The sequence below is a fragment of the Pseudogemmobacter blasticus genome (assembly GCF_003071405.1).
Taxonomy (GTDB): Bacteria; Pseudomonadota; Alphaproteobacteria; order Rhodobacterales; family Rhodobacteraceae; genus Pseudogemmobacter; species Pseudogemmobacter blasticus.
Window position 1 is genome coordinate 3504725 of the sequence record NZ_CP020470.1, and the last position, 24346, is coordinate 3529070.

General features: G+C 68.4%; 23 protein-coding genes. 12 read left to right on the forward strand and 11 right to left on the reverse strand.

The features are described 5' to 3' along the window. The first annotated feature begins 183 nt into the window (after window positions 1-183). Entirely contained in the window at window positions 184-612 is a 429-nt protein-coding gene (locus tag B6K69_RS17055; protein WP_108644657.1) for a VOC family protein, read from the forward strand. Between the two features lie 154 nt (window positions 613-766). Here B6K69_RS17055 and ribD read toward each other — a convergent pair whose 3' ends face one another. The 4 genes from ribD to B6K69_RS17075 all read right to left on the reverse strand — a co-directional run bounded on the left by ribD (window position 767) and on the right by B6K69_RS17075 (window position 3589). Continuing rightward, window positions 767-1837, reverse strand: coding sequence for a bifunctional diaminohydroxyphosphoribosylaminopyrimidine deaminase/5-amino-6-(5-phosphoribosylamino)uracil reductase RibD (gene ribD / locus B6K69_RS17060; protein ID WP_108644993.1), 1071 nt, complete (start codon window positions 1835-1837; stop codon window positions 767-769). A gap of 14 nt (window positions 1838-1851) precedes the next feature. Next, window positions 1852-2319: a transcriptional regulator NrdR gene (gene nrdR, locus B6K69_RS17065; RefSeq protein ID WP_107671899.1), complete on the reverse strand. Its 468-nt coding sequence runs from the start codon at window positions 2317-2319 to the stop codon at window positions 1852-1854. A gap of 151 nt (window positions 2320-2470) precedes the next feature. Beyond that, a complete protein-coding gene (locus tag B6K69_RS17070; RefSeq protein WP_108644658.1) occupies window positions 2471-3085 on the reverse strand; it encodes a cytochrome b/b6 domain-containing protein in 615 nt (204 codons plus the stop codon). A 54-nt stretch (window positions 3086-3139) separates the two neighbouring features. Next, complete coding sequence (locus B6K69_RS17075) at window positions 3140-3589, reverse strand: c-type cytochrome (RefSeq protein ID WP_108644659.1); 450 nt, start codon at window positions 3587-3589, stop codon at window positions 3140-3142. Between the two features lie 351 nt (window positions 3590-3940). Here B6K69_RS17075 and B6K69_RS17080 point away from each other — a divergent pair, with 351 nt between their 5' ends. Continuing rightward, complete coding sequence (locus B6K69_RS17080) at window positions 3941-4147, forward strand: TOBE domain-containing protein (RefSeq protein ID WP_107672161.1); 207 nt, start codon at window positions 3941-3943, stop codon at window positions 4145-4147. A 10-nt stretch (window positions 4148-4157) separates the two neighbouring features. On the opposite strand, the gene B6K69_RS17085 is transcribed toward B6K69_RS17080, so the two are convergent. From B6K69_RS17085 to B6K69_RS17110, 6 genes are read right to left on the reverse strand one after another with little or no spacing between them, the layout of a single operon-like run. Beyond that, window positions 4158-5045: an NAD-dependent epimerase/dehydratase family protein gene (locus tag B6K69_RS17085; RefSeq protein WP_108644660.1), complete on the reverse strand. Its 888-nt coding sequence runs from the start codon at window positions 5043-5045 to the stop codon at window positions 4158-4160. After that, window positions 5038-5571, reverse strand: a complete 534-nt coding sequence (locus B6K69_RS17090; RefSeq protein WP_108644661.1) for a dTDP-4-dehydrorhamnose 3,5-epimerase family protein — start codon at window positions 5569-5571, stop codon at window positions 5038-5040. Before B6K69_RS17090 ends, B6K69_RS17085 begins: the two co-directional genes overlap by 8 nt. Further along, on the reverse strand, window positions 5571-6800 hold the full coding sequence (locus tag B6K69_RS17095) for a class I SAM-dependent methyltransferase (RefSeq protein WP_108644662.1): 1230 nt from the start codon (window positions 6798-6800) through the stop codon (window positions 5571-5573). The genes B6K69_RS17090 and B6K69_RS17095 overlap by 1 nt, the downstream gene beginning before the upstream one ends. A 4-nt stretch (window positions 6801-6804) precedes the next feature. Then, entirely contained in the window at window positions 6805-7803 is a 999-nt protein-coding gene (gene rfbG, locus B6K69_RS17100; protein WP_206340530.1) for a CDP-glucose 4,6-dehydratase, read from the reverse strand. Window positions 7804-7838: 35 nt separating this feature from the next. Further along, the gene (gene rfbF / locus B6K69_RS17105; RefSeq protein WP_108644663.1) at window positions 7839-8609 is read right to left on the reverse strand and encodes a glucose-1-phosphate cytidylyltransferase; all 771 of its coding nucleotides are present in this window, start codon (window positions 8607-8609) and stop codon (window positions 7839-7841) included. Beyond that, entirely contained in the window at window positions 8606-10900 is a 2295-nt protein-coding gene (locus tag B6K69_RS17110) for an O-linked N-acetylglucosamine transferase family protein (RefSeq protein WP_108644664.1), read from the reverse strand. Before B6K69_RS17110 ends, rfbF begins: the two co-directional genes overlap by 4 nt. A gap of 270 nt (window positions 10901-11170) precedes the next feature. Between B6K69_RS17110 and B6K69_RS17115 the strand changes: the two genes are divergently transcribed. Then, window positions 11171-12463, forward strand: coding sequence for an NAD(P)/FAD-dependent oxidoreductase (locus B6K69_RS17115; protein ID WP_108644995.1), 1293 nt, complete (start codon window positions 11171-11173; stop codon window positions 12461-12463). A 70-nt stretch (window positions 12464-12533) separates the two neighbouring features. Then, the gene (locus B6K69_RS17120) at window positions 12534-13097 is read left to right on the forward strand and encodes a DinB family protein (RefSeq protein WP_108644665.1); all 564 of its coding nucleotides are present in this window, start codon (window positions 12534-12536) and stop codon (window positions 13095-13097) included. A gap of 3 nt (window positions 13098-13100) precedes the next feature. On the opposite strand, the gene B6K69_RS17125 is transcribed toward B6K69_RS17120, so the two are convergent. After that, window positions 13101-14576 (reverse strand): pyruvate kinase, encoded by a 1476-nt coding sequence (locus B6K69_RS17125; RefSeq protein ID WP_108644666.1) that lies wholly within the window; start codon window positions 14574-14576, stop codon window positions 13101-13103. Window positions 14577-14751: 175 nt separating this feature from the next. On the opposite strand from B6K69_RS17125, the gene B6K69_RS17130 reads away from it, so the two are divergent. From B6K69_RS17130 to B6K69_RS17165, 8 genes are all read left to right on the forward strand, one after another. Beyond that, on the forward strand, window positions 14752-15801 hold the full coding sequence (locus B6K69_RS17130) for an efflux RND transporter periplasmic adaptor subunit (RefSeq protein WP_108644667.1): 1050 nt from the start codon (window positions 14752-14754) through the stop codon (window positions 15799-15801). 5 nt (window positions 15802-15806) lie between these two features. Then, window positions 15807-16859 carry an efflux RND transporter periplasmic adaptor subunit gene (locus B6K69_RS17135; protein ID WP_164681989.1) on the forward strand — a complete coding sequence of 351 codons (1053 nt, stop codon included), beginning with the start codon at window positions 15807-15809 and terminating at the stop codon, window positions 16857-16859. Continuing rightward, window positions 16856-19936, forward strand: a complete 3081-nt coding sequence (locus B6K69_RS17140) for an efflux RND transporter permease subunit (protein ID WP_108644669.1) — start codon at window positions 16856-16858, stop codon at window positions 19934-19936. Before B6K69_RS17135 ends, B6K69_RS17140 begins: the two co-directional genes overlap by 4 nt. Window positions 19937-20050: 114 nt before the next feature. Further along, entirely contained in the window at window positions 20051-20455 is a 405-nt protein-coding gene (locus tag B6K69_RS17145) for a PqqD family peptide modification chaperone (protein WP_123876588.1), read from the forward strand. Continuing rightward, complete coding sequence (locus B6K69_RS17150) at window positions 20452-21486, forward strand: phosphoenolpyruvate carboxykinase (ATP) (RefSeq protein WP_108644671.1); 1035 nt, start codon at window positions 20452-20454, stop codon at window positions 21484-21486. Before B6K69_RS17145 ends, B6K69_RS17150 begins: the two co-directional genes overlap by 4 nt. Continuing rightward, a complete protein-coding gene (locus B6K69_RS17155) occupies window positions 21483-22232 on the forward strand; it encodes a glycosyltransferase family 2 protein (RefSeq protein WP_108644672.1) in 750 nt (249 codons plus the stop codon). The genes B6K69_RS17150 and B6K69_RS17155 overlap by 4 nt, the downstream gene beginning before the upstream one ends. Then, the gene (locus tag B6K69_RS17160; protein ID WP_108644673.1) at window positions 22229-22906 is read left to right on the forward strand and encodes a glycosyltransferase family 2 protein; all 678 of its coding nucleotides are present in this window, start codon (window positions 22229-22231) and stop codon (window positions 22904-22906) included. Before B6K69_RS17155 ends, B6K69_RS17160 begins: the two co-directional genes overlap by 4 nt. Next, window positions 22903-24339, forward strand: coding sequence for a nucleotidyltransferase family protein (locus B6K69_RS17165; protein WP_108644674.1), 1437 nt, complete (start codon window positions 22903-22905; stop codon window positions 24337-24339). The genes B6K69_RS17160 and B6K69_RS17165 overlap by 4 nt, the downstream gene beginning before the upstream one ends. Window positions 24340-24346 lie beyond the last annotated feature (7 nt).

A 24346-nucleotide genomic window follows, 5' to 3' on the forward strand; every position in this document is an offset into this window, starting at 1 on the left:
CTTTCGGGGAAAATCGGAAACGAGTCGCGAGCCACTATATATGGTGTGCCATCCTACGGAAACCGCAGTAGGGCGGTGCGGCCAAGGTGCCGCGGCGGCGTGGCGCGACAGGGTGGCGCTCGGGGGATCGCGTGCTATCCTGTCCGATGACCGCGGCCAGACCGGCCTGCGCAAGGAGGGCAGATGCAGATCAGATACCTACACACCATGGTCCGGGTGCTGGACCTTGAGGCGTCCATCGCCTTCTACCGGCTGCTCGGGCTTGAGGAAGCGCGCCGTTATGACAACGAAAGCGGCCGATTCACGCTGGTCTTCATGGCCCCGCCCGGCCAATCCGAGTGCCCCGTGGAACTGACCTGGAACTGGGACGGCGACAAGGCTCTGCCAAGCGACAGCCGGCATTTCGGCCACCTGGCCTATGAGGTGGAGGACATCCATGCGATGTGCGCGCATCTGATGGCGAACGGTGTGACGATCAACCGCCCGCCGCGCGATGGCCGCATGGCCTTTGTCCGCAGCCCGGACAACATCTCGATCGAGCTTTTGCAAAGCGGCCGTGCCCTGACGCCGGTTGAGCCCTGGATCTCGATGCCGAACACCGGCCATTGGTAAGCCAAGCGGCCGCGCAGGCACGGCCCAGCCGGTTCGGGCTTTCTGCCCCCGGCGGGGAAACTTGAGGACGGATGAAGTCAGGGGCGCAAGGCCTGCTGATTTCATCTGTCCCTGAATATCCCGGGGGTGCGGGGGCAGCGCCCCCGCTTTTGTCTCAAATCGACCACAGGCTGAGCGTGTCAGGGCCAAGACGCCGGGTTTCGCGCAGGCGAAAGCGGGGGGCTTTGGCCAAATGGGAAAGGCCCAGCGGGGCCAGCGCCGGGGTGCCGTCGGCTCCGATCAGGCAGCCGGCCTGATAAAGGGCCAGGTCATCCACCAGACCGGCACCGATCAGCGCCGCCGCCAGTGTGCCGCCGCCTTCGCACAGGATGCGGGTCAGGCCTTCGCCGGCCAGTCGGGACAGCGCGGCAGTGGGGTCGATATGGCCTTCGGGTCCGGTCGTCACCTCAAGCAGCCGGGCCCCTGTCGTGGCCCAGGCCTGCCGCGCGGCGGTGGGGGCATCGGGGCCATGCAGCAGCCAGACCGGCAGGTCGCGGGCGGTTCGGCCAAGGCGGCTGTCTGGGGTGTGGCGCAAGCGGCTGTCCAGCACGATCCGCAGCGGCTGGCGCGCCGTGCCGAAGGCGCGGATCGTCAGGTCGGGGTCATCGGCGCAGGCGGTGCCCGACCCGACCAGAACCGCGTCATGGGTCAGCCGCAGCAGGTGGCCATGTGCGCGGGCCTCGGGGCCGGTGATCCAGCGGCTTTCCCCGCTGGCGGTGGCGATGCGGCCATCCAGCGTGGTGGCCAGTTTGAGGGTCACGAAGGGCAGGCCACGGGTGACGCGCTTCAGAAACCCCGCCGTCACCCGCGCGGCCCCGGCGGTGCCGACACACTCGGTGACCTCGATCCCGGCCGCGCGCAGCATGGCATGGCCGCGCCCCGAGACGCGCGGGTCAGGGTCGGTCAGGGCGGTCACCACGCGGGCGACGCCTGCCGCGATCAGGGCTTCCGCGCAGGGGGGGGTGTGGCCATGGTGGGCGCAGGGTTCCAGCGTGACATAGGCGGTGGCCCCGGCGGCCCCCCGGCCGGCCTGTGCCAGCGCGCGGACCTCGGCATGGGGCCGACCACCGGGTTGCGTCCAGCCGCGCCCGATGATCGCACCGTCCTTCACGATCACGCAGCCGACCGAGGGGTTCGGCCAGGTCGCGCCCATGCCCCGCGCCGCAAGGCGCAGGGCATGGGCCATGTGGTCGGCGTCGCTCACTCTTCCGGCTTGTCGCTGGGGCGCAGCTCGCTGACGAAGCGGTCAAAATCGCCCGCAGCCTGGAAATTCTTGTAAACGCTGGCAAAGCGCACATAGGCCACGGTGTCGATCCGGGCCAGGCTTTCCATCACGATCTCGCCGATCTGCTTGGACGGGATGTCGGTCTCGCCCAGCGACTCCAGCCGCCGCACGATGCCGGAAATCATCTGGTCAATGCGTTCGGGGTCGATCGGGCGTTTCTGCATCGCGATGCGGATCGAGCGTTCCAGCTTGTCGCGGTCGAAATCCTCGCGCTTGCCAGAGGATTTGATCACCACCAGATCGCGAAGCTGCACGCGTTCATAGGTGGTGAAGCGCCCGCCACAGGCGGGGCAGAAACGGCGTCGGCGGATGGACACATGGTCTTCCGCCGGGCGGCTGTCTTTCACCTGGGTGTCGATATTGCCGCAGAATGGGCAGCGCATCCGCTCCCTCCTTGCTTGTTTTTATAGGCCTGCCTCAAGGTCCGGGTGTTCCCCCCGGTATCCGACGCAGACTATAGGGGCAGGCGCGGCATATGGGCCAGCCAGAAACGCCCGGCCCCGTATCTGGGGGGCCAGGTGTGGCACGGGGGACTCAGCCGGTGCGGCCATGGGCGGTGAACCGGCCCTTCCGGCTGCGCCCCGCTTGCCGGCGCTGGCCGGTGATCATCGGGGTCACCAGATCCTCGCGCTTCCAGAAACGGTAGAACAGAATGGCGGCGACATGCAGCACCACCAGCGCCAGCAGCACGACGGCCAGCGTATGGTGCATCCCCAGCGCCCAGCGGTTCCAGTCGGCAGAGACCATGCCCGCCAGCGGCCCGGTGTTGATGTAATCCTCGGGGTCAAGGATCAGCCCCGTGGCCACCTGTGCCGCCAGCACCGCCAGCATCGCCACGATGGACCAGCCGCCCAGCGGGTTATGCCCCTTGGGATGCACCGATGTGCGCGCGGGCAGGGTGCGGACATAGGCGATTACCGTGCCGGGGCCGCGCAGGAATGAGGTGAAGCGGGCATTGCGCGGGCCGACAACGCCCCAGAGCAGCCGGAACACGATCAGCGCGGCCACCGCATAGCCGGCCCAGAAATGCAGCGTCATCTGCAGGGGGCCGAACTGGCCCAGCAGCCACCCGCCGATGACGGCCACCGCCAGCGCCCAGTGAAAGGCTCGCAGGGCCGGATCCCAGATCTGTTCGTTCTGCTTGGTCATTCTTCGTCTCGCATCAAGGGGAGGGGGGCCGGGCGCAAGGCCCGGCCGTCAGGATCATTCCGGCACGCGATAGGCGTCGTGGCAGGATTTGCAGGTGCCGCCCAGCTTGCCGAAGGCCGCACCGAAGGCGGCGGCATCGCCGGCATTGGCGGCGGCAATCACCTCGGCCCCGACTTCATGCATTGCCTTGCCCTTGGCGCCGACATCTTCCCCGTTTTCCCAGATCTTCGCCATGGCGCGGGTCTTGCCGGGGAATTCGGCGTCCGAGGTGCCGGGGGCGTACAGCGGCGCCACATCGGTGGCCAGGATCGCCTCCAGTTTGACGGCTTCGGCCTTGGCGGCTTCGGCGTCAAAGCTCTTGGCAAGGCCAGCCATCGGCTTCATCACGCCACCCAGCGATTTGTAATAATCCTGACGGGCGGTGATGGTCGCCATCGGGTCGGCGGCATAGGCGATGCCGGCCAAAAGCCCCGCAATGGCGGTTCCGTAAATGATCTTGCGCATGGGTCTCTCCTGTCATGCAAGATGGGTCTGATCCTCCCTATACGAAGACGTCCGAGGATTCCGTCGTAAAAATATTGTCATTTGAGAATATGTTAGATACATGTTTTCAAATACATACGTCATGGACTCGGGTTTTAGCCCCTCTCGGTGCCGGTCATCGGGCTTGCCAGGTTGCGGGGCAATCTGCCGCCTTTGCCTTCTTTTGCTGCCTGAAAAACGGTCGATCTGCCCGCGCGCAAGGCAGGGGCGGCTTGCGCGCCCTTTCGAGAAGGGCAGCGTCGCAGGCAGGGCGGGCGCCGTCTTGCCTGCGACGCTATGTATCGCAAGACATATCGAATCCTTGAGGCCGAAATGCAGCTCAGCGCCAGAAACGTCTTGCCGGGAACCATCGTCTGGATCACCACCGGATCGGTGACCAGCCATGTCCGTCTGGATATCGGGGGCACGCTGGTGACAGCCTCGATCACCAACGAAGCCGTGGATGAGCTTGGGCTCAAGGTGGGTGAGCGGGCCTATGCGGTGATCAAGGCCTCGGACGTGATGATCGGCAAGGATTGACGGCGCGGCGTCAGTCTGGCGCAGAGGTGTCCAGCAGGGCGGGCAGCCCGGTTTCGGGCCGTTCGCGCAGCGGGCCAAGGGCGGCGTGCAGCCGGGCCAGCCGGGGCGCCATGACCTGTGGTTCGTCCGGGTCGATCCGGTGCGACAGGCGCAGCAGGTCAGGGCGGCCAAGATGGCGGGCCAGGATGCCGGCCAGATCGCCCAGCGACCGCGGCTCGGCCGACCCGATGTCCAGTGCGCCGAAGGCCGGGCTGTCCAGCAGCCCCGCCAGACAGCGCGCCATATGCGCGGTTGAGGCATAGTCGCGGATCAGCTCTGCCTTGCGCACCTCGGCCGGTCGGCCCTGCCGCAGCGCCGCTGCCAGCGCGGGGATCAGGCGGCGGCTGTCTTCGCCGGGGCCATACAGGTGGAACAGCCGCGCCCAGACCAGCCGGGGGCCACAAAGGGCGGAAAGGTCATGGAACAGCGCCGCCTTCGCCTGCCCGTAAGGGGTGGCGGGGGCCAGCGGACGGCTTTCGTCCCAGGGGCCCGTCGCGGTGGCGTCGTATTCGGCGCAGGTGCCAAGCGCCACCACCCGCTGCCCGCCCCGGGTCAGGAAGCCTTGCACCAGATCAACAGAAGCCGCCCGCCAGACGGCATTGGCGGGCGAGGTCCAGAAGGCCCCGTGCTCCACCTCCCAGGCGCAATGGATCAGGCGCGGGGCAGGGCCCGCATCCAGCACCGCCTTGCGCCCGGCCTCGGTCAGCAGATCGGCCGGATACCAGGTCACGCCGGGCAGGTTCGGGCCGGGCGCGCGGCGGAACACCGCCTGCACCGGCACCCCGCGCGCCACCAGTTCGGCCAGAACAGCCCGCCCGACAAAGCCGGTGGCGCCGGTCAGCAGAACCGGATCAGCCATTGGGGAAATCCGGCCAGTCGCGATCGCGGTCCGAGATCAGCGCAGGGGGCGCCGGCCAGTCGATGCCGAAGGCCGGGTCGTTCCAGCGCGCACCGCGCGCGGCTTCGGGCGTGAAGGGCGCGTCGATCAGGTATTCCACCACCGCATCCGTCGTCAGCGACAGGAAGCCATGTGCCACCCCGTGCGGCAGGAACAGCGCCCGGCCGTTCTCGGCCGACAGGTCTTCGGCATACCAGCGGCGGAAGGTCGGGCTGTCGGGGCGCAGGTCCAGCGCCACATCCCAGACTGCGCCCGCCACGCAGCGCACCAGTTTCTGCTCAGCCGCGGGGGCGGCCTGCCAGTGCATCCCGCGCAGGGTGTGGCGGTGCGGGTTGGTGGACAGGCTGGCCTGACGCGGCGCGAAATCCAGCCCCGCCGCCGCGAAACTGTCGGCGCACCAACTGCGGCGAAAACTGCCCCGCATATCGCTGTGCGCCGGGCTTTCCACCCGGAACACCTGCGGCAGGGGCGTGGGGTGAAGCTGCATCACCAGCGCCGTATCTCGGGCACGGCGGTCCAGAGGCCGCCGCTGAAGCCTGCGGCGCGCAACTGGGCCACCACTTCCGGCGCAATGTTCCAGGGCAGGATCAGAATCTCGTCCGGCGCCAGCGCCAGCACCGCTTCGGGCGAGACCACGGGCACATGGCTGCCGGGCAACAGCCGTCCCTGCTTGGCCGGTGACAGGTCGGCCACTGCCAAAAGATCACCCGCCGTCACGCCAGCGGCATTCAGGAAGGTGTTGCCCTTGGCCGCCGCGCCATAGGCCGCGACCCGCCGCCCGCGCCGTTTCTGCACCGCCAGCCAGTCGCGGAAGCCGGACAGAACCCCTGCCACCCGCGCGCCGAAGCCCTGATAGAAGGCATCGCTTGCCAGCCCGCGCGCGGCTTCAAGCTGGCGCAGCCCCCGCAGCGCGGCCGAGGCCGGGCGTGGCGAGGGTGAGGCCAGAATCCGCAAACTGCCGCCATGGGTGGGCAGGGTTTCCACATCGAACACCGTCAGCCCGTGGCGGGTGAACAGGTGTTCCACCGCCAGAAGCGACCAATAGGCGTAATGTTCGTGATAGATCGTGTCGAACTGCACGCCATCAACCTGCGCCAGCAGATGCGGCGCCTCGACCGACAGCACTCCTTCGGGCGCCAGCAGCGCGGCCAGCCCTTGGGTGAAGCCGTTGATGTCGGGCACATGGGCCAGCACGTTGTTGGCCACCACCAGATCGGCTTGCCGCCCCAGCCGCTGCACGATGGCCGCCGCACTGTCGGGGGTCAGGAACACCGCCTCGGTCGGCACGCCTGCCGCCCGCGCCACGGTAGCCACGTTTTCTGCCGGCTCGATCCCCAGACAGGGCACGCCGGCGGCCACGAAGTTCTTCAGAAGGTAGCCATCATTCGACGCCACCTCGATCACCAGTGACTGCGGCCCAAGGTCCAGCCGGTCTGTCATGGCGGTGCAAAAATTCAGGCAATGCTTCAGCCACGACGAAGATGCTGATGAAAAGTAAGCATAATCCCGAAATATGCCATGCGCATCGACCACATGGTCCAGTTGCACCATCCGGCAGTCGGAACAGACCACCGCGCGCAAGGGAAAGCGCGGTTCGGCGGCGGGGTCGGCCTCGGGCGGCAGGTAGGAATTGGCCACCGCCATCACACCCAGATCGCAGAAGACCGGGCCGAAGGGGGCGCCACAGGCCCGGCAGTGGGTGATCGTTCCGCTCATTCCATCACTCATTCAAAAAGGCGCGCAGCGCGCTGTCGCTGGCCGCTGCCATGGTCTGGCCTGCGGCCCAGGCGTGATACCAGTCTGCCGTCGCGGCCACCGCCGCAGCGGTGCCGAAACGCGGTTCCCAGCCCAGGCTGCGCCGGGCCAGTCCGCTGTCCAGCGCAAGGCGGGGTTTTTCCGGCATCGGCGGCCCTTCGGCACACTGCCAGTTTACCGGCTGCCCGGTTGCAGCCTGCCAATGCGCCAGCAGATCGGCCACCGAAAGCTCGGCCTCGGCAGGGCCGAAGTTCACCGCTGGCGGGGCGGTGCCGGCGGCCAGCGCCTCGGCCAGCAGAAGGTAGCCTGAAACCACGTCCAGCACATGCTGGAACGGCCGCGTGGCGGCGGGGTTGCGCAGGCGCAGGGGCACCCCTGCCACATGCGCGCGCACCAGATCGGGGATCAGCCGGTCGCGCCCGAAATCGCCGCCGCCGATCACGTTACCCGCGCGCGCCGTGGCCAGGGGCGGCAGGTCGGCAAAGGCGGCGCGGTGGCTGGCCGCCAGAATTTCGCAGGCAGCTTTCGACGCGGAATAGGGATCATCGCCGCCCAGCGGATCAGATTCGACAAAGGCGCGGTCGCCCGCATTGCGATACACCTTGTCCGAGGTGACCAGCACCGCCGCCCGTGCCCCGCTGCCGCGCAACGCCTGCAACAGGGTCAGCGTGCCGGTTACATTGCTGCCCCAGGTTCCCGCCGGGTCGCGATACCCTTCCGAGACGATGGCCTGCGCCGCCAGATGCAGCACCACTTCGGCCCCGTCCACCGCCTGCGCCACCGCTGCCGCATCGCGCAGGTCGCCCCGCAGGTCACGGTCCAGCGCGTCGGAAACCGACAGCGCGGCAAAGGCCGAAGGGCCGGGCTCGGGGTCCAGCGCGAAGCCGGTCACCCGCGCGCCAAGCAGGGCCAGCATCCGCGCGGCCCAGGCCCCCTTGAACCCGGTATGCCCGGTCAGCAGCACCCGCCGTCCGGACCAGAACGCGGGGTCGGGTCGCCTTACCACAGCTTCCAAGGCGCGGCGCCCCCGTCCCACAGTGCCTGAAGATGATCGCGGTCGCGCAAGGTATCCATCGGCTGCCAGAAACCGCTGTGGCGATAGGCCATCAACTCGCCATCCCGCGCCAGACCGCGCAGCGGTTCCTGTTCCCACAGGGTCGCATCGCCAGTGATCCGGCCAAGGACCGAGGGCGACAGCACGAAGAAGCCGCCGTTGATCGTGCCGCCGTCGCCTTCGGGCTTTTCGGTGAAGGCGGTCACCTGATCGCCTTCCTGATGCAGCGCGCCGAAACGGCCGGGGGGGGTGACCGCCGTCACCGTCGCCGCGCGGCCATGGCGGCGGTGAAAGGCGATGCTGGCCGCAATGTCCACATCGCCCAGACCATCGCCATAGGTCAGGCAGAACGCTTCTTCCCCGGCCAGCAGATGCCCCACCCGCGCCAGCCGTCCGCCGGTCTGCGTGTCCTCGCCGGTGTCGATCAGCGTCACCCGCCAGGGCTCGGCCACCGGGCGCAGCACCTCGACCGTGCCCTGGGCCAGATCGACCGTCAGGTCCGACGACAACTGGCCGTAGTTCAGGAAGTATTCCTTGATCTGCCAGCCCCGATAGCCAAGGCAGATGATGAATTCGTTGATCCCATGCGCCTGATACAGCTTCATGATGTGCCACAGGATCGGGCGGCCGCCGATTTCCACCATCGGCTTGGGCCGCAGCCCGGTTTCCTCGGACAGCCGCGTGCCGCGACCACCGGCAAGGATGACTGCCTTCATTCCGAGGCCACCTTTCTTGCCAGCGCGTAGAAATCGGCGGTGAACCGTTCCGGTTGGCCCAGCGGATGCGCCGCGATTTGCGCCCGCAGCCCGTGCCGCAAGGCCAGCCGCCGCGCCGGATCGGTGGCCAGTTCGGCCGCCTTGGCAACGTAATCGTCCACCGAGAACACCGCGAGGTCGCCGAGGCCCGCGTTGGACAGGTTGGAATAGCTCAGCCGTTCGGGGAAGCCTGGGCCGACCAGGCTGACCGTGGGCACCCCCATCCAGAGCGATTCACAGGTGGTGGTGCCGCCCACATGCGGCAGGCTGTCCAGCGCGATGTCGATCTCGTTGTAATGGCGCATGTGGTCGCCGCGGACGCCGATGAATTCCAGCCGGGCGGGATCGACATCACGGCGGGCAAAGGCTGCCCGCGCGTTGGCCACAAAGCTCTCGACGCCGCCCTCGGGCCGCAGGAAGACGAAGCGCGACCCCGGCACCGCCCGCAGCACCGCGGCCCAGGCATCCACGCAGGCGGGCGTGTACTTGTAGGGGTTGTTCGCGGTGCCGAAGGTCAGATGCCCCTTGCGCGCCTGCGGCGTGCCTTCGGCGATCTCGTGGCGGGCGAACATGCGCGACAGCGCCACCCAGGTTGCCGGCATCTCGAAGGCGCGCTCGATCAGAAGGCGCGGGTCGTCGGGGCGCAGGTAGGGGTCTGTCAGGATCAGGTCGATCTGTTCCAGCCCGGCGGAATGGGGATAGCCCAGCCAACTCGCCCCAAGACGCGCCGGCCGGTAGGCCATCACCTCAAGTTTGTTCATCGCGGTCGAGCCGCCCAGTTCGAACAGGATGTCCAGACCGTCGGCGGCAATCCCTTCGGCAACCTGATCGTCGGGTCGCTTCGGCCAGTTGCGGAAGGCCGTCACCTGGCCTGCGATATGCTGCTGCATTGAGTCTGCGGCCTTCTCGTAGAAGGAATAGCAGAACACCTCGACCTGATCGCGGTCATAGCCTTCCAGCAGCGGCAGGGCGAACATCGTCACCGGATGGTGCCGCAGGTCTGACGACATGAAGCCGATCCGCAGCTTGCGGCCGGTGTGCAGCGCGGGCAGGGGCGGGCGGCTGACCGGCACGATGCCGGCGCTGGCACGCTTGCCCCAGGCGCGGTGCCAGTCCACCAGCCGCAGCCGGTCCTCCAGCGTGGAGACCTGCCCCATCTCGTAATGCACCGAGGAAAGCGGCGCATTGCGCTGCCACATCGGCAACAGGATGTCATGGCTGCCGGTCTGGGCCATGCGGTCTTCGTCCAGAACCCGGGTCATGACGGTGCGCAGGGCGCGCGCCGCCTCGAACACATGGCCCGGGAAGGTTTCCATGTAACGCTTGGCCAGCGTGTAAGAGCGTTCGATATGGGCCGCCTCGCTGCCAAACCGGCAGCGTTGCAGCACCTCGATCAGGCGCGCCAGCAGGTCGCGCCGGTCGGGGTTCAGCTCGACCGCCTTTTCAAGAATGGCGCTGGCTGTCGGAAGATCGCCATCCCCGATCATGGCCGTGACCTGGAGGCTGACGTTGGGATGACCGGGGTGCAGGTCAAGCGTGGCCTTCAGCAGGTCGATGGCCTGCGTGACCTCGCCCATCCGGGCCGAAAGGCGCGCCTCCATAGCGGCATATTCCGGGTTGTCCGGGTCAGACAGCAGCAGGCTGCGAACCATGTCGCGGGCTTCGGCAATACGGCCCGAGCGTTGCAGCGACGAGGCAAGCATGGCCACAAGCTGCGTGTCGCCCGGCGCGATGGCCAGCCCGCGATTCAGGCAGTCAATGGCCTCATCATATTGATCAAGCGAGATGTGCTGCCGGGCCAGAAGCCGCCAAAGTTCGGCGTTTCGCGGGGCGATCTGCAAAGCGGCCCGATAGCACGCCGCCGCTTGCGCGTGTTGGCCCATCTGATCATAGACATTGCCAAGATTATGGGCCGCCGCCAGGTTCTTCGGGAACAGCTTGCGCCCGACTTCAAGCACCTCTGCCGCTTTTGCCAGCCGGCCCGCCCGCTTGAGCAGCACCCCCATCAGGATGATTGCGTCAGTGTCCCGCGGGGCCCGGTCGAACCAGGCCTTGAAGACCTCGACCGCCTCATCCTGACGGCCCAGTTCCGACAGCGCCAGCGCATGTCCGCGTGCGCTGAGCTTGACCGAGGCGCCAAGCGCCCGGGCTTCGGCATAAGCCGTGACTGCCGTCTTGAAGTCGCGGGCATTGAAGGCGGTTGTCGCCGCGGCAAGGGCCTTTTCGGCCGGGGTCAGACGAACCTTTGACATGAGCCTCCTGCGACACAGCAACCAGCAACCGGGGCGATAGCGCAAGCCATGCCCCGCGTTGTTCTACGATGTGGCGCCAAATTCTGCCACCCCGCCAAATCGATCCGCCGCAGCTTTGTCAGGGGATATGGAAGGTATTGCCGGGAAAAACGGTGCCTGATCCCTGTACAAAAGGCTCCGCTTCGCCGCCGGCTGGCGGTTTTTCCCTTTTCCTTGCGCGGATTTCCCGGTCAGGTGGGTGTGGGCAGCCGGGCAGGGGAAGGGGCTGAGGTGATTGCCGACGAAACTCCGGTTCTGGCCAATTCCCTGTGGACGGCGACGGCCCCGCCGCAACCGCCCTTTCCGCGCCTGTCCGGCCCTGTCGAGACCGAAGTGGCCATCGTTGGCGGCGGGGTGACGGGCCTGTCCGCCGCGCTGCATCTGGCCGAACGCGGCATCGCCGCCGTGGTGCTTGAGGCGCAACAGCCCGGCTGGGGCGCGTCCGGGCGCAACGGCGGCCAGTTGAACCCCGGCCTGAAGCACGACCCCGACGCTGTTGAGCGCCGCTTCGGCCCGGACATGGCGGCCCGGATGCTGGCGCTTTCAGGCAATGCGCCGGCGCTGACGGTGGATATGGCCCGCCGGCATGGCATTGCCTGCGATGCTGTCACCTCGGGCTGGATTCAGCCTGCGCATGACGCGGCCTCGCTGGCGACACTGGGCGCGCGCGCCCGGCAATGGCAGGCGCGCGGCGTGCCCCTGCGGATGCTGTCGCAGCAAGAGATTTCAACCCTGATCGGCACCCCGGTCTACATCGGCGGACTTCTCGACCCGCGCGGCGCGAATGTGCATCCGCTGGCCTTGACGCAGGGCCTTGCCGCGGCGGCGGCGCGGCAAGGTGCGGCGATCCATGGCGCCTCGGCCGTGCTGTCGATCCGGCGCGACGGGGCCGGCCATCTGCTGCGGACGGCTGATGGTCAGGTGCGCGCCCGCCGTGTGCTGATCTGCACCAATGCCCAGACTGACGGGCTGATCGTGCCGCTGGCGCGGACGCTGGTGCCGGTGCGGTCTGTGCAGGTGGCCACCGCACCGCTGCCCGATGCGCTGCGCGCCGCCATCCTGCCCGGCCGACAGGCGGTTTCGGACAGTCGGCGGGTGATGGTCTATTACCGCATGGATGCGGCAGGCCGGCTGATCCTGGGCGGCCGCGGCGATTACAGCGACCGGGTGACGGCCCGGCTGATGCAGAACCTGCGCCGGATCGGGCGCGGCATGTTCCCGCAACTGGCCGACACGCCCTTCGACCATGCCTGGGGCGGCCTTGTGGCGATGACGGCCGACCATTATCCGCATCTGTCGCCCCATGGCGATGGCATCCTGTCTGCCACCGGCTACAACGGGCGCGGTCTGGCCCTGGGGGTGGCCATGGGGCGGGTTCTGGCCGACTGGGCCAGCGGCACCCCTTTGGCGGCGCTGGAGTTCCCGGTGACGCCGCCGCGTCCGATTCCGTTCCACGCCCTGCGCAAGCCCGCGGTGCGGGCCGCCGTCGCCCTGTTCCGGCTGCGCGACAGGCTGGGCATCTGAGGCCAGCCCCTTGATCCGATGCGCCAAGGCGCGGCACTCTGCCGGTCTGTTTCTGAAAGGACGCCGCCAGATGCCCGATTCCGACCCGGTCCGCATCTTCCGCAAGCTGGCGCAGGCCAACCGGCTGGCCAATGCCCGGCTTCATGCGGCGCTGGCCACCCTGCCGCCCGGCGCCTATGACGCGGCGCGCCCGTCGTTCTTCGGCTCGATCCGGGCCACGGTGAACCACATCCTGCTGGTGGACCGCTTCTACATCAACGCCCTGCTTGGCGGCCGCCTGCACCGCCCGATGCTGGACGAGGCCCGCGCCTGCCCGGATCTGGCCACGCTGGCCGGCTGGCAGGCGGCCGAGGATGCGCGGCTGATTGCCCATGTGCAAAGCCTGACCCCGGCCCGCCTGACCGACATCGTGGTGATCGACCGCGACAGCCGCGACCAGCACGACCGCCGCGACGATGTGCTGAGCCACCTGTTCCAGCACCAGACCCACCATCGCGGGCAGGTGCATGACATGCTGTCGGCAATGCCGGTCGCGCCCCCGCAACTGGATGAATTCATCGTGGGCGACGATGCCGCCGTGCGGGCAGACGACATGGCCCGGCTTGGCTGGACCGAGACCGATCTGATGGGCTGACGCCTACCAACTGTTCAGCGGGCGCATCCAATGCGTCTTTTTCGCGATATGGCCGTTCATCCGCCGCACCAGCCGGTCAAGTTCGGCAATGCCTTCAAACAGATACGGCCCCTTGTTCAGCATCACGCATTCCGCCCGCGCCGCCATTGCGGCATCGGTCATCTCGCCGCGCGAGGGCACGCCGGTCTTGAGATAGCTTTCCATCACCTGCGTTGCCCAGATCACCGGCACCTGTGCCGCCTCGCCGATCCAGAGAATTTCCTCCTGCATCTCGGCCAGCCGGGCAAAGCCGATCTCGACCGCCAGGTCGCCGCGCGCGATCATGATCGCGGTTGGCTGCCGGCCGGCCGCGCGGACCACCATGTCGGGCAGGTTGCGCACGGCGCGCGCGGTTTCCACCTTCAGCACCAGCCCCAGCCGGCGCCAGTCGCCGGGGCGCAGGGCGGCCAGCGCCTCTTGCAGCGCGGCCACATCGGCGGCCTCCTGCACGAAGGAAAACTCGATCCCGTCCGCCCGTGCCGCGGCAAAGCGCAGGATGTCGCGGTCGTCATCGGTCAGCGCGGGCACGCGGATTTCGGTATCGGGAAAGTTGATGCCCTTCTCGGGCTTCAGCTTGTAGCCCTTCTCAGTGGGGCCGCAGTCGATCCGCAGCAGCAGCCCCCAATCCTCGGCCCGCAGCACGGTGCAGCCCAGCTTGCCGTCATCAATGAAAACCCGCTGCCCCGGCGCCGCTGCGGCAAGGGCCTGTGACAGCGTACATTCCATCGCGGCCAGCCCGCGCGGCACCCGGTCCAGCTTGCCCGGACGGGCCAGCGACAGCGTGTCACCGGGCTGCACCCGCCCCGGCGCCTTGCCGCCCCGGATCGCGCCCGACCGGATCTTCGGCCCCGGCAGGTCGATCATCACCTTCATCCGCCGTCCGGTTGCCTGCGCTGCCGCATCGACATGGTCGATCATCCGGCCCCAGGCCGCTTCGTTGTCATGCGCGGCGTTGATCCGCACCGCCTCGACCCCAAGCCCGGCCAGACGGGACAGGAACCCCGCATCATCCGCCGCTTCCGAGGGCAGAGTGACCATCAGGCGCACCGGGCTTTCCGGGGACAGGGGGCCCAGCAGCGCTTCGGCCCGCGCGGCGATCCGCGCCTCGCCGGCGAAGAAGGCGTCTTCGGGCAGGGGGGCGGCAGACGGCGTGCCGGACGCGGCCCGCAGCAGGCCAAGAACGGCCCGCAGCGTGGGCATCACCCGGCTTTCGGCCCGACCCAGCGACGACAGCCCCGCCGCCATGCAGCGCCGTTGCAGATCGCGCAGATCATGGTGGCGCAGTGCCAGATAGGCGGCCAGATTGGCCGCGCTTGGCGCGAAATCGGGCGCCACGATCCAGCCGTCCCAACGGCCCGCGACAGAGGCGGCGCCAGCCTCGATGGTCTGCAACAACCGATCCATCTCATCGGCAAGGGCGGCGTAGGTCGATCCGGTCATTTCTTACCTCTGTTCAGCGCCTTAACAGCGGAAGATGACAGTGACGTGACCGGGTGGCCCTGACGGAAGGGCCAAAGTTCCGTCCCGTCGATGCGGCGCAAGGGGGGTGATTTCTGCCGTCGAAACCCGGTATCTTCCCGGATCGGTAAAAGTGTTCTCCGGGGATGCGATTCGGATGCAGCGGCTGACCCTTCTTCTTGTCTGTATTCTGGCCGGTGCGGCGCAGGCCGAACCCCCGCTTCCGGTCGAGGCGGCCGTTGCAAGGACCGCGCCCCTTCAGGTGACCTTCGCGCTGTCCGGATCGGTCGAGGCGGCCGAAAGCCTTCAGATCGGGTTCCGCTCGGGCGGACGCATCATCGCGCTGTCGGTTTCAGTCGGGGACCGTGTGGCGGCGGGCGCGGTGCTGGCCGAGGTGGACCACGCCCAGGCGGACGATGCCGAACGCGCCGCCCGCGCGCAGCTTGCCGCGTCCGAGGCCGGCCTGCGCCAGGCCACACAGGCGCGCGACCGCGTTGTTCAACTGCTGGACCGTGGCGCCGCCACCCGCGCCGATGTCGACGCCGCGGAAGAGGCGGTGCTGACCGCGGAATCGACGCGCAATCAGGCGCAGGCGCAGGTGAAGAAGGCCGAACAGGCGGTGCGCGACACCTACCTGATCGCCCCGACGGCCGGCATCGTGACCGAGCGCGATGCCGAGGTCGGGCAGGTGGTCGGGGCGGTGCAGGCGGTTCTGGTGCTGGCGACCGACGACCGGCGCGAGGCGGTTTTCGACGTGCCCGATGTGCCCGAGCTTGACGGTTTGCAGGGCACCACGGTGCCTATCCGCCGCATCGGCACGCCGCCCGCCACCTGGCAAGCGCGCGTGACCGACATCGCGCCGCTGGCGAATGAGGCAACCGGAACCGTGCAGGTCAAGGCCGAGATCGCCCCCGCCGACGCGTTGCCCGGTCTGGGTGAGGCGGTCTCGGGCGAAATCACCGTGCCGCTGGGATCGACCATCAGCCTGCCTGCTTCGGCGCTGGCCGAAACGCAGGGGGTGCCTGCGGTCTGGGTGATTGACCCGCAGACGCAGACGGTCGCGCTCGCGCCGGTGCAGGTGCAAAGCTACACCACGGGCACCATCGAGGTCTCCTCTGGCCTTGCCGAAGGCACGCTTGTGGTCACCGAGGGCTCTCACCTGCTGTATCCGGGCCGGTCCGTTGTGGTGGTGGAGGGCGGGAAATGACGCCAATGCGTGTGTGTCTGCTGCTTGCCCTGCTTGCCGCCCCGGCGCTGGCCGAAACGCCGGTCGAGGCGCCGCCGCGCCCGGTGGTTTCCGAAATCGTCACCACCGAAACCGCGCCCCTGCGCCGCTTTCCCGGCGTGATCGGGGCCGAAACCGAAACCGCGCTGGCCTTCCAGACCGCCGGGCGGCTGGCGAACCGGCCGGTCGAACGTGGCGACCGGGTGGCGGCGGGGGATCTGCTGGCCACGCTGGACGAGGTGACGCTGGCCGAGGATCTGGCGCTGGCCGAAGCCGCGCTGGATTCCGCCGTGGCCGAGGCCGAGCTTGCCCGGCAAAGCCTTGAACGGGTCAGGGAACTGTCGCGCCGTGGCGTGGCCGCGCAGGCCCAGCTTGAGGCGGCGCAGGCGCAGGCCGATGCCACCGCCGCGCAGGTCGAGGCCGCCCGCGCCAACCGCGACCGCGCCCGCAACGCCGAGGGGTTCGGCCGGCTGACCGCGCCGGATGCCGGGATCGTCACCCGCGTGCTGGCCGATCCGGGCAGTCAGGTTGCCGCGGGCACGCCGGTCCTGTCGCTGGCCACTGGCACCGGCCGCGAGGCGCTGATCGACGTGCCGGACGAGGTGCTGGCGCTGCTGGACCCGGGCGCGCGGTTCATCGTCTCGACCCGACAGCCCGGTGCGCAGCCGGTGGGGGGCACGCTGCGGCTGATCGAGCCGGTCGCCAGCCCTGGCGCGCGGACCCACCGCCTGCGCATCCGGCTGGATGAAGGCGCGCAGGCGCTGCGGATCGGGGCGCTGGTCTTCGCACAGGTCGATGCGGGGCAAGACCCGATCCTGACCCTGCCGCCCGAGGCGCTGATGGGCGACGGTGTGCTGGTCGATGTCTGGGTCGTGGGGCCCGACCGCAAGGCGGAACGCCGCAAAGTCAGCCTTGGCGCCACTGTCGCCGGGCGGCTGGTCGTGGAGACCGGCCTTGCCGCCGGCGAAGAGGTGGTGGTGCGCGGGGTCAATTCCATCCGCGACGGGCAGCAACTCGGGGCAAGGATCGCCGGCGAATGAGCAAGTTCAATCTGTCCGACTGGGCGCTCAAGCATCGCTCGCTGGTCTGGTTCCTGATCATCGTCTCGGTGATCGCGGGCGCGCTGTCCTACATGAAGCTCGGGCGTGAGGAAGACCCGTCCTTCACCATCAAGGTCATGGTCGTTTCGGCGGCCCTGCCGGGCGCCACCGCGGAAGAAACCCGTGTGCAGGTGACCGACCGGATCGAGAAGAAACTGCAGGAACTGCCCAATCTCAAGTTCACCCGGTCTGAAACCTATCCGGGCCGGGCGGTGGTCTATGTGGAACTGCTGCCCGAAACGCGCGGCGCGGCGGTCACCCAGACCTGGGTCAAGATCCGCAACATGATGGCGGACATTCGCCCCGAATTCCCTGCCGAATTCGCCGGTTTCAGCTTCAACGACGGCTTTGGCGACGTTTACGGCAGCATTTACGCCTTCACTGCCGACGGCTTCACCCCGCGCGAGATGAAGACCCGGGTTGAAGCCGTGCGCAGTGCCATCCTGACCCTGCCGAACGCCGGCAAGGTTGAAATCGTCGGCCTGCCTGCGCCGGTGATCCATGTCGAGTTTTCTGTGCGCAAGCTGGCGGCGCTGGGGCTGGACCGGACTGCGGTGCTGAACACGCTGGCGGCGCAGAATGCCATCGTGCCGGCCGGCGCCATCCGCACCACCGATGAAACCGTCGCCGTGCGGCTGAGCGGGCGCTTCGCCAGTGCCGCCGATCTGGCCAGCGCACCGTTGCGGGTGGACCAGACCTTCTTCACGCTTTCGGACGTGGCCACCGTCACCGACGGCTATACCGATCCGCCCGACACGTTGTTCCGCTACAACGGGCAGGAGTCGGTGGCGCTGATCGTCGGAATGCGGCAGGGCGCGAACATCCTGGAATTCGGCCACGCGCTGGATGCGCTGATGGAGCGGGTTGAAGCCGAGCAGCCGATCGGGATCGAGATTCACAAGGTTGCCGACCAACCCAAGGTGGTTGAGGAATCGGTCAATCACTTCATCAAGGCCCTGGTCGAGGCGGTGGTGATCGTGCTGGTGGTCAGCTTCGTGTCGCTGGGGCTGCGCGCCGGGCTGGTGGTGACCATGACCATTCCGCTGGTTCTGGCGCTGACCTTCGTCATCCTCGATCTCATGGGCGTCACCTTGCAGCGTATTTCGCTGGGGGCGCTGATCATCGCGCTGGGGCTTCTGGTCGATGATGCGATGATCGCCATCGAGACGATGATTTCCCGGCTGGAAATGGGAGAAAGCCGCGCCAAGGCGGCTTCCTATGCCTGGACCTCGATCGCCTTTCCCATGCTGTCGGGCACACTGGTCACGGTGGCGGGCTTCATTCCCATCGGGCTGAACAGTTCGCAGGCGGGCGAATATACCATCTCGCTGTTCTATGTGATCGCGATCTCGCTGGTGCTGTCCTGGATCGTGGCGGTGCTGTTCGCGCCGCTTCTGGGCGCCACCTTCCTGCCGGCCGCGCTGCCGCATCATGACCCCGAACCGGGCCGGCTGCGCCGTGGCTTCCACCGCCTGTTGCGGGCGGCGATGCGGGCGAAATGGCTGACCATCGGGGCGACGGTGGCGATCTTTGCCCTGTCGCTTGTCGGGCTGCGCCATGTCGAACAGCAGTTCTTCCCGGCCTCGGACCGGCCCGAAATGCTGGTGGACGTGAACCTGCGCCAGAACAGCACCCTTGCGGCCACCGATGCCCGGATGCGCGATCTGGAAAGCTGGCTTTCGGCGCGCGACGAGGTGGCGTTCTACAGCACCTATGTCGGCCGCAGCGCCCCACGGTTCCTGTTGTCGCTGGATGCGCCGACGCCGACGCCGGCCATGGGCCAGATCGTGGTGATGACCAAGGGCATCGAGGAACGCAACGCCCTGCGTGCCGCGCTGAACGCCCATGCCGCCACCCTGCCGGGGATCGACATCTATACCAAGCTGATCGAGCTTGGCCCCCCGGTCGGCAAGCCGGTGCAATACCGCATCAGCGGCCCCGACCGCAGCCTGTTGCTGGACCGCGCCCGTGACGTGGCGGCGGCGCTGGCGCAGGATGGCCGGCTGACCGGCATCACGCTGGACGAGGGCGGCCCGGTCCGCGTGGCCCGTGTGGTGCTGGATCAGGAACGCCTGCGCCAGATCGGCCTGACCCAAAAGGACGTGGCCCAGTCGCTGGCCACGCTTTACGAAGGGGCCACCATCACCGAACTGCGCGATGGCGACCTGCTGGTCGATGTCATCGCGCGCGGCCAGATCGAGGACCGCAGTTCGCTGGAATCGCTGGCTTCGATGCAGATCACCGGGGCGGGCGGGATTTCGGTTCCGCTGACCGCCTTCGCGCGGCTGGACTGGGAGGCGGAATCCCCGGTGATCCACCAGCGCGACCGCGTGCCGGTGATCACGGTCAAGGCCGCCGTCGCCACCGCCGACCAGCCGACCACCATCGTCAAGGACATGGCCCCGCGCATCGCGGAACTGGCTGCGGCTCTGCCGGCAGGCTATGGCATCACCACGGCAGGCGTGGCCGAAAGCAGTTCGGAAAGCCAGGCGCCCATCGTGGCGGTGGTGCCCTTGATGGTGCTGATCATGCTGACGCTGGTCATGTTCCAGATGCAAAGTTTCCGGCTGATGTTCATCGTGCTGGCCGTCGCGCCGCTGGGGCTGATCGGCGTTGTCGCCGCGCTGTTGCCTTCCGGCGCGCCGCTGGGGTTTGTCGCCATTCTGGGGGTTCTGGCGCTGATCGGCATCCTGATCCGCAACTCGGTGATCCTGATCCATGAGGTCGAGCAACTGCTGGCCGCCGGTCGCAGCCGCTGGGAGGCGGTGTTCGAGGCATCGGACAGCCGGGCGCGGCCGATCCTGCTGACCGCCGCGGCGGCCAGTCTGGCGCTGATCCCGATCTCGCGGCAGGTGTTCTGGGGGCCGATGGCCTATGCCATGATGGGGGGCATCATCGCGGGGACGCTGATCACGCTGATCTTCGCGCCCGCCCTTTACTGCGCGGTGTTCCGCGTCAGCCCGCCCCCCGACGACAGCCCGGAAACCGCGGCCACGCCCGAAGCTGATCCTGCCTGACGCGCCCCTTGCCGGCGCGGTCAGGATCGGCAACATATTGCCTATCTGAGCCTGAGCTTAGGCTGCCCCTGATCCCGGGGCCGCCAGGCCCGGTGGCCGACGGAGGGTATTGCCGTGAAGTACCGTATTTCCAGTGACGATGTGGTTTTCGAAGACTTCGACGGCGAAATGGTTGTGCTGGATCTGGGCACGGGCCGCTATTTCGGCCTGAACGCCAGTGCCTCGGCGCTTTGGGCGGCGCTGTCCACCGGGGTGGAAACGGCATCGCTTGCAGATGCGGGTGCGCCGGCTGACTGGATTGCCGGATTTGCCGCCGAATGTGTGCAGGCGGGGTTGCTGGTCGAAGCGCCTGATGCCCCCGAAGCCCCGTTGCCCGCAGGGTTCCGCCTGCCCACCGACGCCGCGCCCCGGCTTGAGGCCCACAGCGAACTGTCCGACCTGATCGCCGCCGACCCGATCCATGATGTCGATCTTCAGGCCGGATGGCCGCATCTGCCGCCGGATCAGGTGGACAGATGACCCTTGCCGGGGCCGCTGTCGCGCTGGACCCCGCCGCCTTGCCGCAAGGGCTGGTCGCGCTGTTCGCGCAGTTCGGCAGCCTTTGGCAGACCGCTGCCCCGATCACCCGCTTCACGGTCGAGGAGACGATCTTCGACTGTCGCGGCACCGCGCCTGCCTATGCCGATCTGGTGCGGAACGGCATCTGCCAGCCCGCCGCCACAGCCACCCGTCACGCGCAACTCCTGCTGCTGGACGCGCCCGGTCCCCTCTGGGCCGCGCCCTATTTTCAGGAGCGCGAGGTTGAGGCCGCCTTGCGCGGCACGCCCTATCTGCTGGCGCATGATCCTGATCGTGGCTTCTGGCAGGCCTTTGATCGCGCCACCGGGCGGGGGCTGCAATTCATGCACGGCCCGACCGGCTATCCGCCATGGGAGCCCGGATCGCCGCTACGAAATTTCCTGCACTGGCAGGTGCTTGGGCCGCGCCGGGGGCTGATCCATGCCGGCACGCTGGCCTTTGGCGGGGCGGGGGTGCTGCTGGCCGGTCCCGGCGGCAGCGGCAAGTCTGGCACGGTTCTGGCCGGTCTTCTGCACGGGCTGTCCACCGTGGGGGATGACTATGTTCTGGCCGATCTGGAGGGTGGCTTGGCCTTGCGCCCGGTCTTCCGCACCCTGAAGCAAGACCCCACCGGCGCTGTCCGGTTGGGGCTGTCGCTGGCCCCGCGCGCAGCCAACTGGCAGGGCAAGCTGCAACTGACGGTGGATGAGATCGCGCCCGCCGCGATGGTGGCGCAGATCACCCCGCTGGCGCTGTTGTGCCCGCGTGTCGCCCATGCGCCGCGCACCACCTTTCGCCCGATCGACGCAAAATCCGCCTTTCATGCGCTGGCGCCGTCGGGTGTCAGCCAGATTCCCGGCGACCGGGCCGCCGCCTTTGCCCTTGCCGCCGCCGTGGTTCGGGCGTTGCCCTGCCATGCGGTCGATCTGGGCACCGAGCCGGCCGAGATTGCTGGGGCCATCCGTGATTTCATCCGGCGGGGTGGGGCATGACGGTTGCTGTGATCGTGCCCACCTTCAACCGCGCCGGGCTGTTGGTGCAGGCGCTGAGGTCCGTTCTGTCGCAGCCTGTGCCGGGAGGGGTGGTGGTTATCGTGGTTGATGACGGGTCGACCGACGAAACCGCTGCCGTTCTGGCGGCTGGGGCAGACCCGCGCGTTCGGGTGATTTTCCAAAGAAATTCAGGGGTTTCTGCGGCACGGAATACGGGGTTGGCGGCTTTGCCGGAGGAGGTGGGGTTCGTGACCTTTCTGGATTCCGACGATGTGTTCCCGGCAGGGCGTCTGGCCGCCGACCTTGCGCGCCTGACCGCTGCGCCGCAGGCGGGGTATACCTATGGGCGCATGTGCTATGTCGATGAAATATCGCCAGAAACCCTGCGCCCTGCTGCCGGGGCGCGCACGGTCACGCTGCATGGCATCCAGCTTGGCTGCGGGCTTTACCGCCGTGCGCTGATTGACCGGATCGGCCCGTTCGCGACCGACATGACCCATGGCGAGGATACGGATTACCTGTTTCGCCTGTACGAAACGGGTGCAGCTTTCGTGCAGCATGACGACATATCTTTGTATTACCGACGTCATACCGACAATGTCACCAACCAGACCGACCTGAACCGGCGCGGCTTTGCCCGGGCGCTGATGCGCAGTATGCAGCGCCGCCGCGCGGACCCCTCGCTTGGCTGGTCGATGCCCGATTTCGCCCTGCAACCCCGACCGGCGGAAGGGGGCACCGCATGACCGGCTACAGCGTGGTGATCCCCGCCTGGAACGCCGCCGCGACGCTGGCCGAAACGATCGGGTCGGTTCTGGCGCAGGGCTGGGCGCCGGCCGAGGTGATTGTGGTTGATGACGGATCGACCGATGCCACCGCCGAGGTGGCCGCCGGCTTCGGCACGGCGGTCCGGGTGATCCGGCAGGACAATCGCGGGGTGGGCGTGGCCACAAACACCGGCCTTGCGGCCTGTGGCCAGCCGCTGGTGGCGCTGGTCGATTCCGATGATCTGTGGTTGCCCGACAAGGCTGCGCGGCAACGCGACCACCTGGCCCGGCTGCCGGAGCTGGCCATTTCTTGCACCGCGCTGCGGCTGTTCCGCGCCGATGCGGCGGGCGGGAGCGAGCTGGGGCCGGTCAGGCCGGGGCTGCTGCGGTCCAGCATGATGTTTCCGCTTGCGGTCTTTGCCCGCGTTGGCCCGCTGTTCGATCCGCCCGGCGGGCGGGGCGACATGGTGGACTGGCTGGCCCGCGCGCGCGAGCAGGGCGTTGCCATCGAGGAACTGCCCGAACCGCTGACCCTGCGCCGGGTGCGACCGGGCAGCCTGTCGTCGGGCCGCGATCCCGCGCTGGACCGTGGCTATCTGCTGGCCGCCCGCCGCGCCATGCTGCGCGCCCGGCAGGACGGGGGCGCTGCATGACCGCCCGCCGCTTTCCCAACCCCGGCTGGGCCTGGCCTTCGGGCGGGCGCGACCTGCTGCTGAAGGCGGCCCTGCTGCCGCAACCCGAGGCGGCGCTGGACCACTTTGCCCGCTGGCTGGCCGCGCAGGACCTGGATAGTGCCGTTTTCGCCGACCATCGCCTTCTGGCCGCCATCGCCGAACGCCATGGCGCGGCGCTGGAGCGGTTTGCGGAATATCCCCGCCTGAAAGGCATCCAGCGCAAGCTGTGGACGGAATCGCGGATGCGCGTTCATGCGAACCTGCCGATCCTGCGCGCGCTGGCGCAGGGCGGGGTGCCGGTGATGCTGTTCAAGGGGGCGGCGCGGGTGGCGGTGAACCCGGCCGCGCAACGCCAGCGCGCGCATCAGGATGTGGATGTGCTGGTTCGCCCCGAGCATATGGCGGCGGCCGCGCAGATCCTGATCGCGGAAGGCTGGCAGACGGCCCGTGGCGAAACCGCGCTTTGCGCCGTGGCCCGGGCGCCGACCGCCCGCGCCATCAACTTTCACGATGCGCGGGATGGCGACATCGACCTGCACCGCAGCATCTATCATGGGCCGAATTTCCACCCCGCCCGCGATGCCGCCTTCTGGGATCAGGCGCAGCCGGCCGATTTCTTTGGCCAGCCGGTGCTGGTTCCGCGCCCCGAGGAACGGCTGGCGATCACGCTGGCGCATGGGGCGTGGTCTGCCCATGCGCACAGCGACTGGCTGGTCGATGCGGCCGAACTGATTGCCGATCCCGCGCTGGACTGGCCGCTGGTCGAGGCGATTGTGCAGGACCGCACCATGGCATTTCAGGCCCGGATCGGGCTGGGCTATCTGGGGCAGGAAATCGGCCTGCCGCTGCCCGCCGGGCTGCCGGACCGGCTGGCCGCGCTGCCGCATCCGGGGTGGCTGGCGGCCCGGGGGGCGCTTTTGATGGCCCGGCCCGAGGATGACCTGACCCCGCTGCAACGCGGGGCGCGGCAAGTCTGGATGCGCCTTGCGCAACGCCGCCAGCGCGCGCCGCGCGGCGATGCCCCGCCGCTGGTGCTGGCGCTGGCCCGGCCAGCGCGGGGCGCGCTGGCGGGGCAGGGGGCCGGGTTGACCGCGCCGATCCCGTTCCCCGGGCCGGGCCGTCACCGGCTGACGCTGGAACTGGCCTTCACCGCCCCCGCCACCCCGCGGCGGGTTGAGCTGGAGCTGAACAGCCCCACCCGCCACATTGCCCGTTTCCGCATCTATTCCCGCGCGCGGACCGAGACGGAGATGCGGGTCCGTCTGAAGGTGCAGGTCAGCCTGACCGAGGCGGATCACGATCTGATCCTGCAATCCTGTCCGGGCGGGCTGGTCTATGGTGGCGACAGCCCGGCGCGGCAGGCAAAATACCGCGCCCTGCCGTTCCGGCTGTTGCGGGCGGCCTTCGGCTAGGCCGGAG

Excerpts from the sequence above, each read along its gene's own strand:
- B6K69_RS17075 (WP_108644659.1), bottom strand. The coding sequence starts at position 3,589 with ATGCGCAAGATCATTTACGGAACCGCCATTGCGGGGCTTTTGGCCGGC.
- B6K69_RS17120 (WP_108644665.1), top strand. The coding sequence starts at position 12,534 with ATGCCCGATTCCGACCCGGTCCGCATCTTCCGCAAGCTGGCGCAGGCC.
- B6K69_RS17055 (WP_108644657.1), top strand. The coding sequence starts at position 184 with ATGCAGATCAGATACCTACACACCATGGTCCGGGTGCTGGACCTTGAG.
- B6K69_RS17150 (WP_108644671.1), top strand. The coding sequence starts at position 20,452 with ATGACCCTTGCCGGGGCCGCTGTCGCGCTGGACCCCGCCGCCTTGCCG.
- nrdR (WP_107671899.1), bottom strand. The coding sequence starts at position 2,319 with ATGCGCTGCCCATTCTGCGGCAATATCGACACCCAGGTGAAAGACAGC.
- B6K69_RS17110 (WP_108644664.1), bottom strand. The coding sequence starts at position 10,900 with ATGTCAAAGGTTCGTCTGACCCCGGCCGAAAAGGCCCTTGCCGCGGCG.
- B6K69_RS17080 (WP_107672161.1), top strand. The coding sequence starts at position 3,941 with ATGCAGCTCAGCGCCAGAAACGTCTTGCCGGGAACCATCGTCTGGATC.
- rfbF (WP_108644663.1), bottom strand. The coding sequence starts at position 8,609 with ATGAAGGCAGTCATCCTTGCCGGTGGTCGCGGCACGCGGCTGTCCGAG.
- B6K69_RS17095 (WP_108644662.1), bottom strand. The coding sequence starts at position 6,800 with ATGAGCGGAACGATCACCCACTGCCGGGCCTGTGGCGCCCCCTTCGGC.
- B6K69_RS17160 (WP_108644673.1), top strand. The coding sequence starts at position 22,229 with ATGACCGGCTACAGCGTGGTGATCCCCGCCTGGAACGCCGCCGCGACG.
- ribD (WP_108644993.1), bottom strand. The coding sequence starts at position 1,837 with ATGGCCCATGCCCTGCGCCTTGCGGCGCGGGGCATGGGCGCGACCTGG.
- B6K69_RS17090 (WP_108644661.1), bottom strand. The coding sequence starts at position 5,571 with ATGCAGCTTCACCCCACGCCCCTGCCGCAGGTGTTCCGGGTGGAAAGC.
- B6K69_RS17070 (WP_108644658.1), bottom strand. The coding sequence starts at position 3,085 with ATGACCAAGCAGAACGAACAGATCTGGGATCCGGCCCTGCGAGCCTTT.
- B6K69_RS17130 (WP_108644667.1), top strand. The coding sequence starts at position 14,752 with ATGCAGCGGCTGACCCTTCTTCTTGTCTGTATTCTGGCCGGTGCGGCG.
- B6K69_RS17155 (WP_108644672.1), top strand. The coding sequence starts at position 21,483 with ATGACGGTTGCTGTGATCGTGCCCACCTTCAACCGCGCCGGGCTGTTG.
- B6K69_RS17125 (WP_108644666.1), bottom strand. The coding sequence starts at position 14,576 with ATGACCGGATCGACCTACGCCGCCCTTGCCGATGAGATGGATCGGTTG.
- B6K69_RS17085 (WP_108644660.1), bottom strand. The coding sequence starts at position 5,045 with ATGGCTGATCCGGTTCTGCTGACCGGCGCCACCGGCTTTGTCGGGCGG.
- B6K69_RS17165 (WP_108644674.1), top strand. The coding sequence starts at position 22,903 with ATGACCGCCCGCCGCTTTCCCAACCCCGGCTGGGCCTGGCCTTCGGGC.
- B6K69_RS17140 (WP_108644669.1), top strand. The coding sequence starts at position 16,856 with ATGAGCAAGTTCAATCTGTCCGACTGGGCGCTCAAGCATCGCTCGCTG.
- B6K69_RS17135 (WP_164681989.1), top strand. The coding sequence starts at position 15,807 with ATGCGTGTGTGTCTGCTGCTTGCCCTGCTTGCCGCCCCGGCGCTGGCC.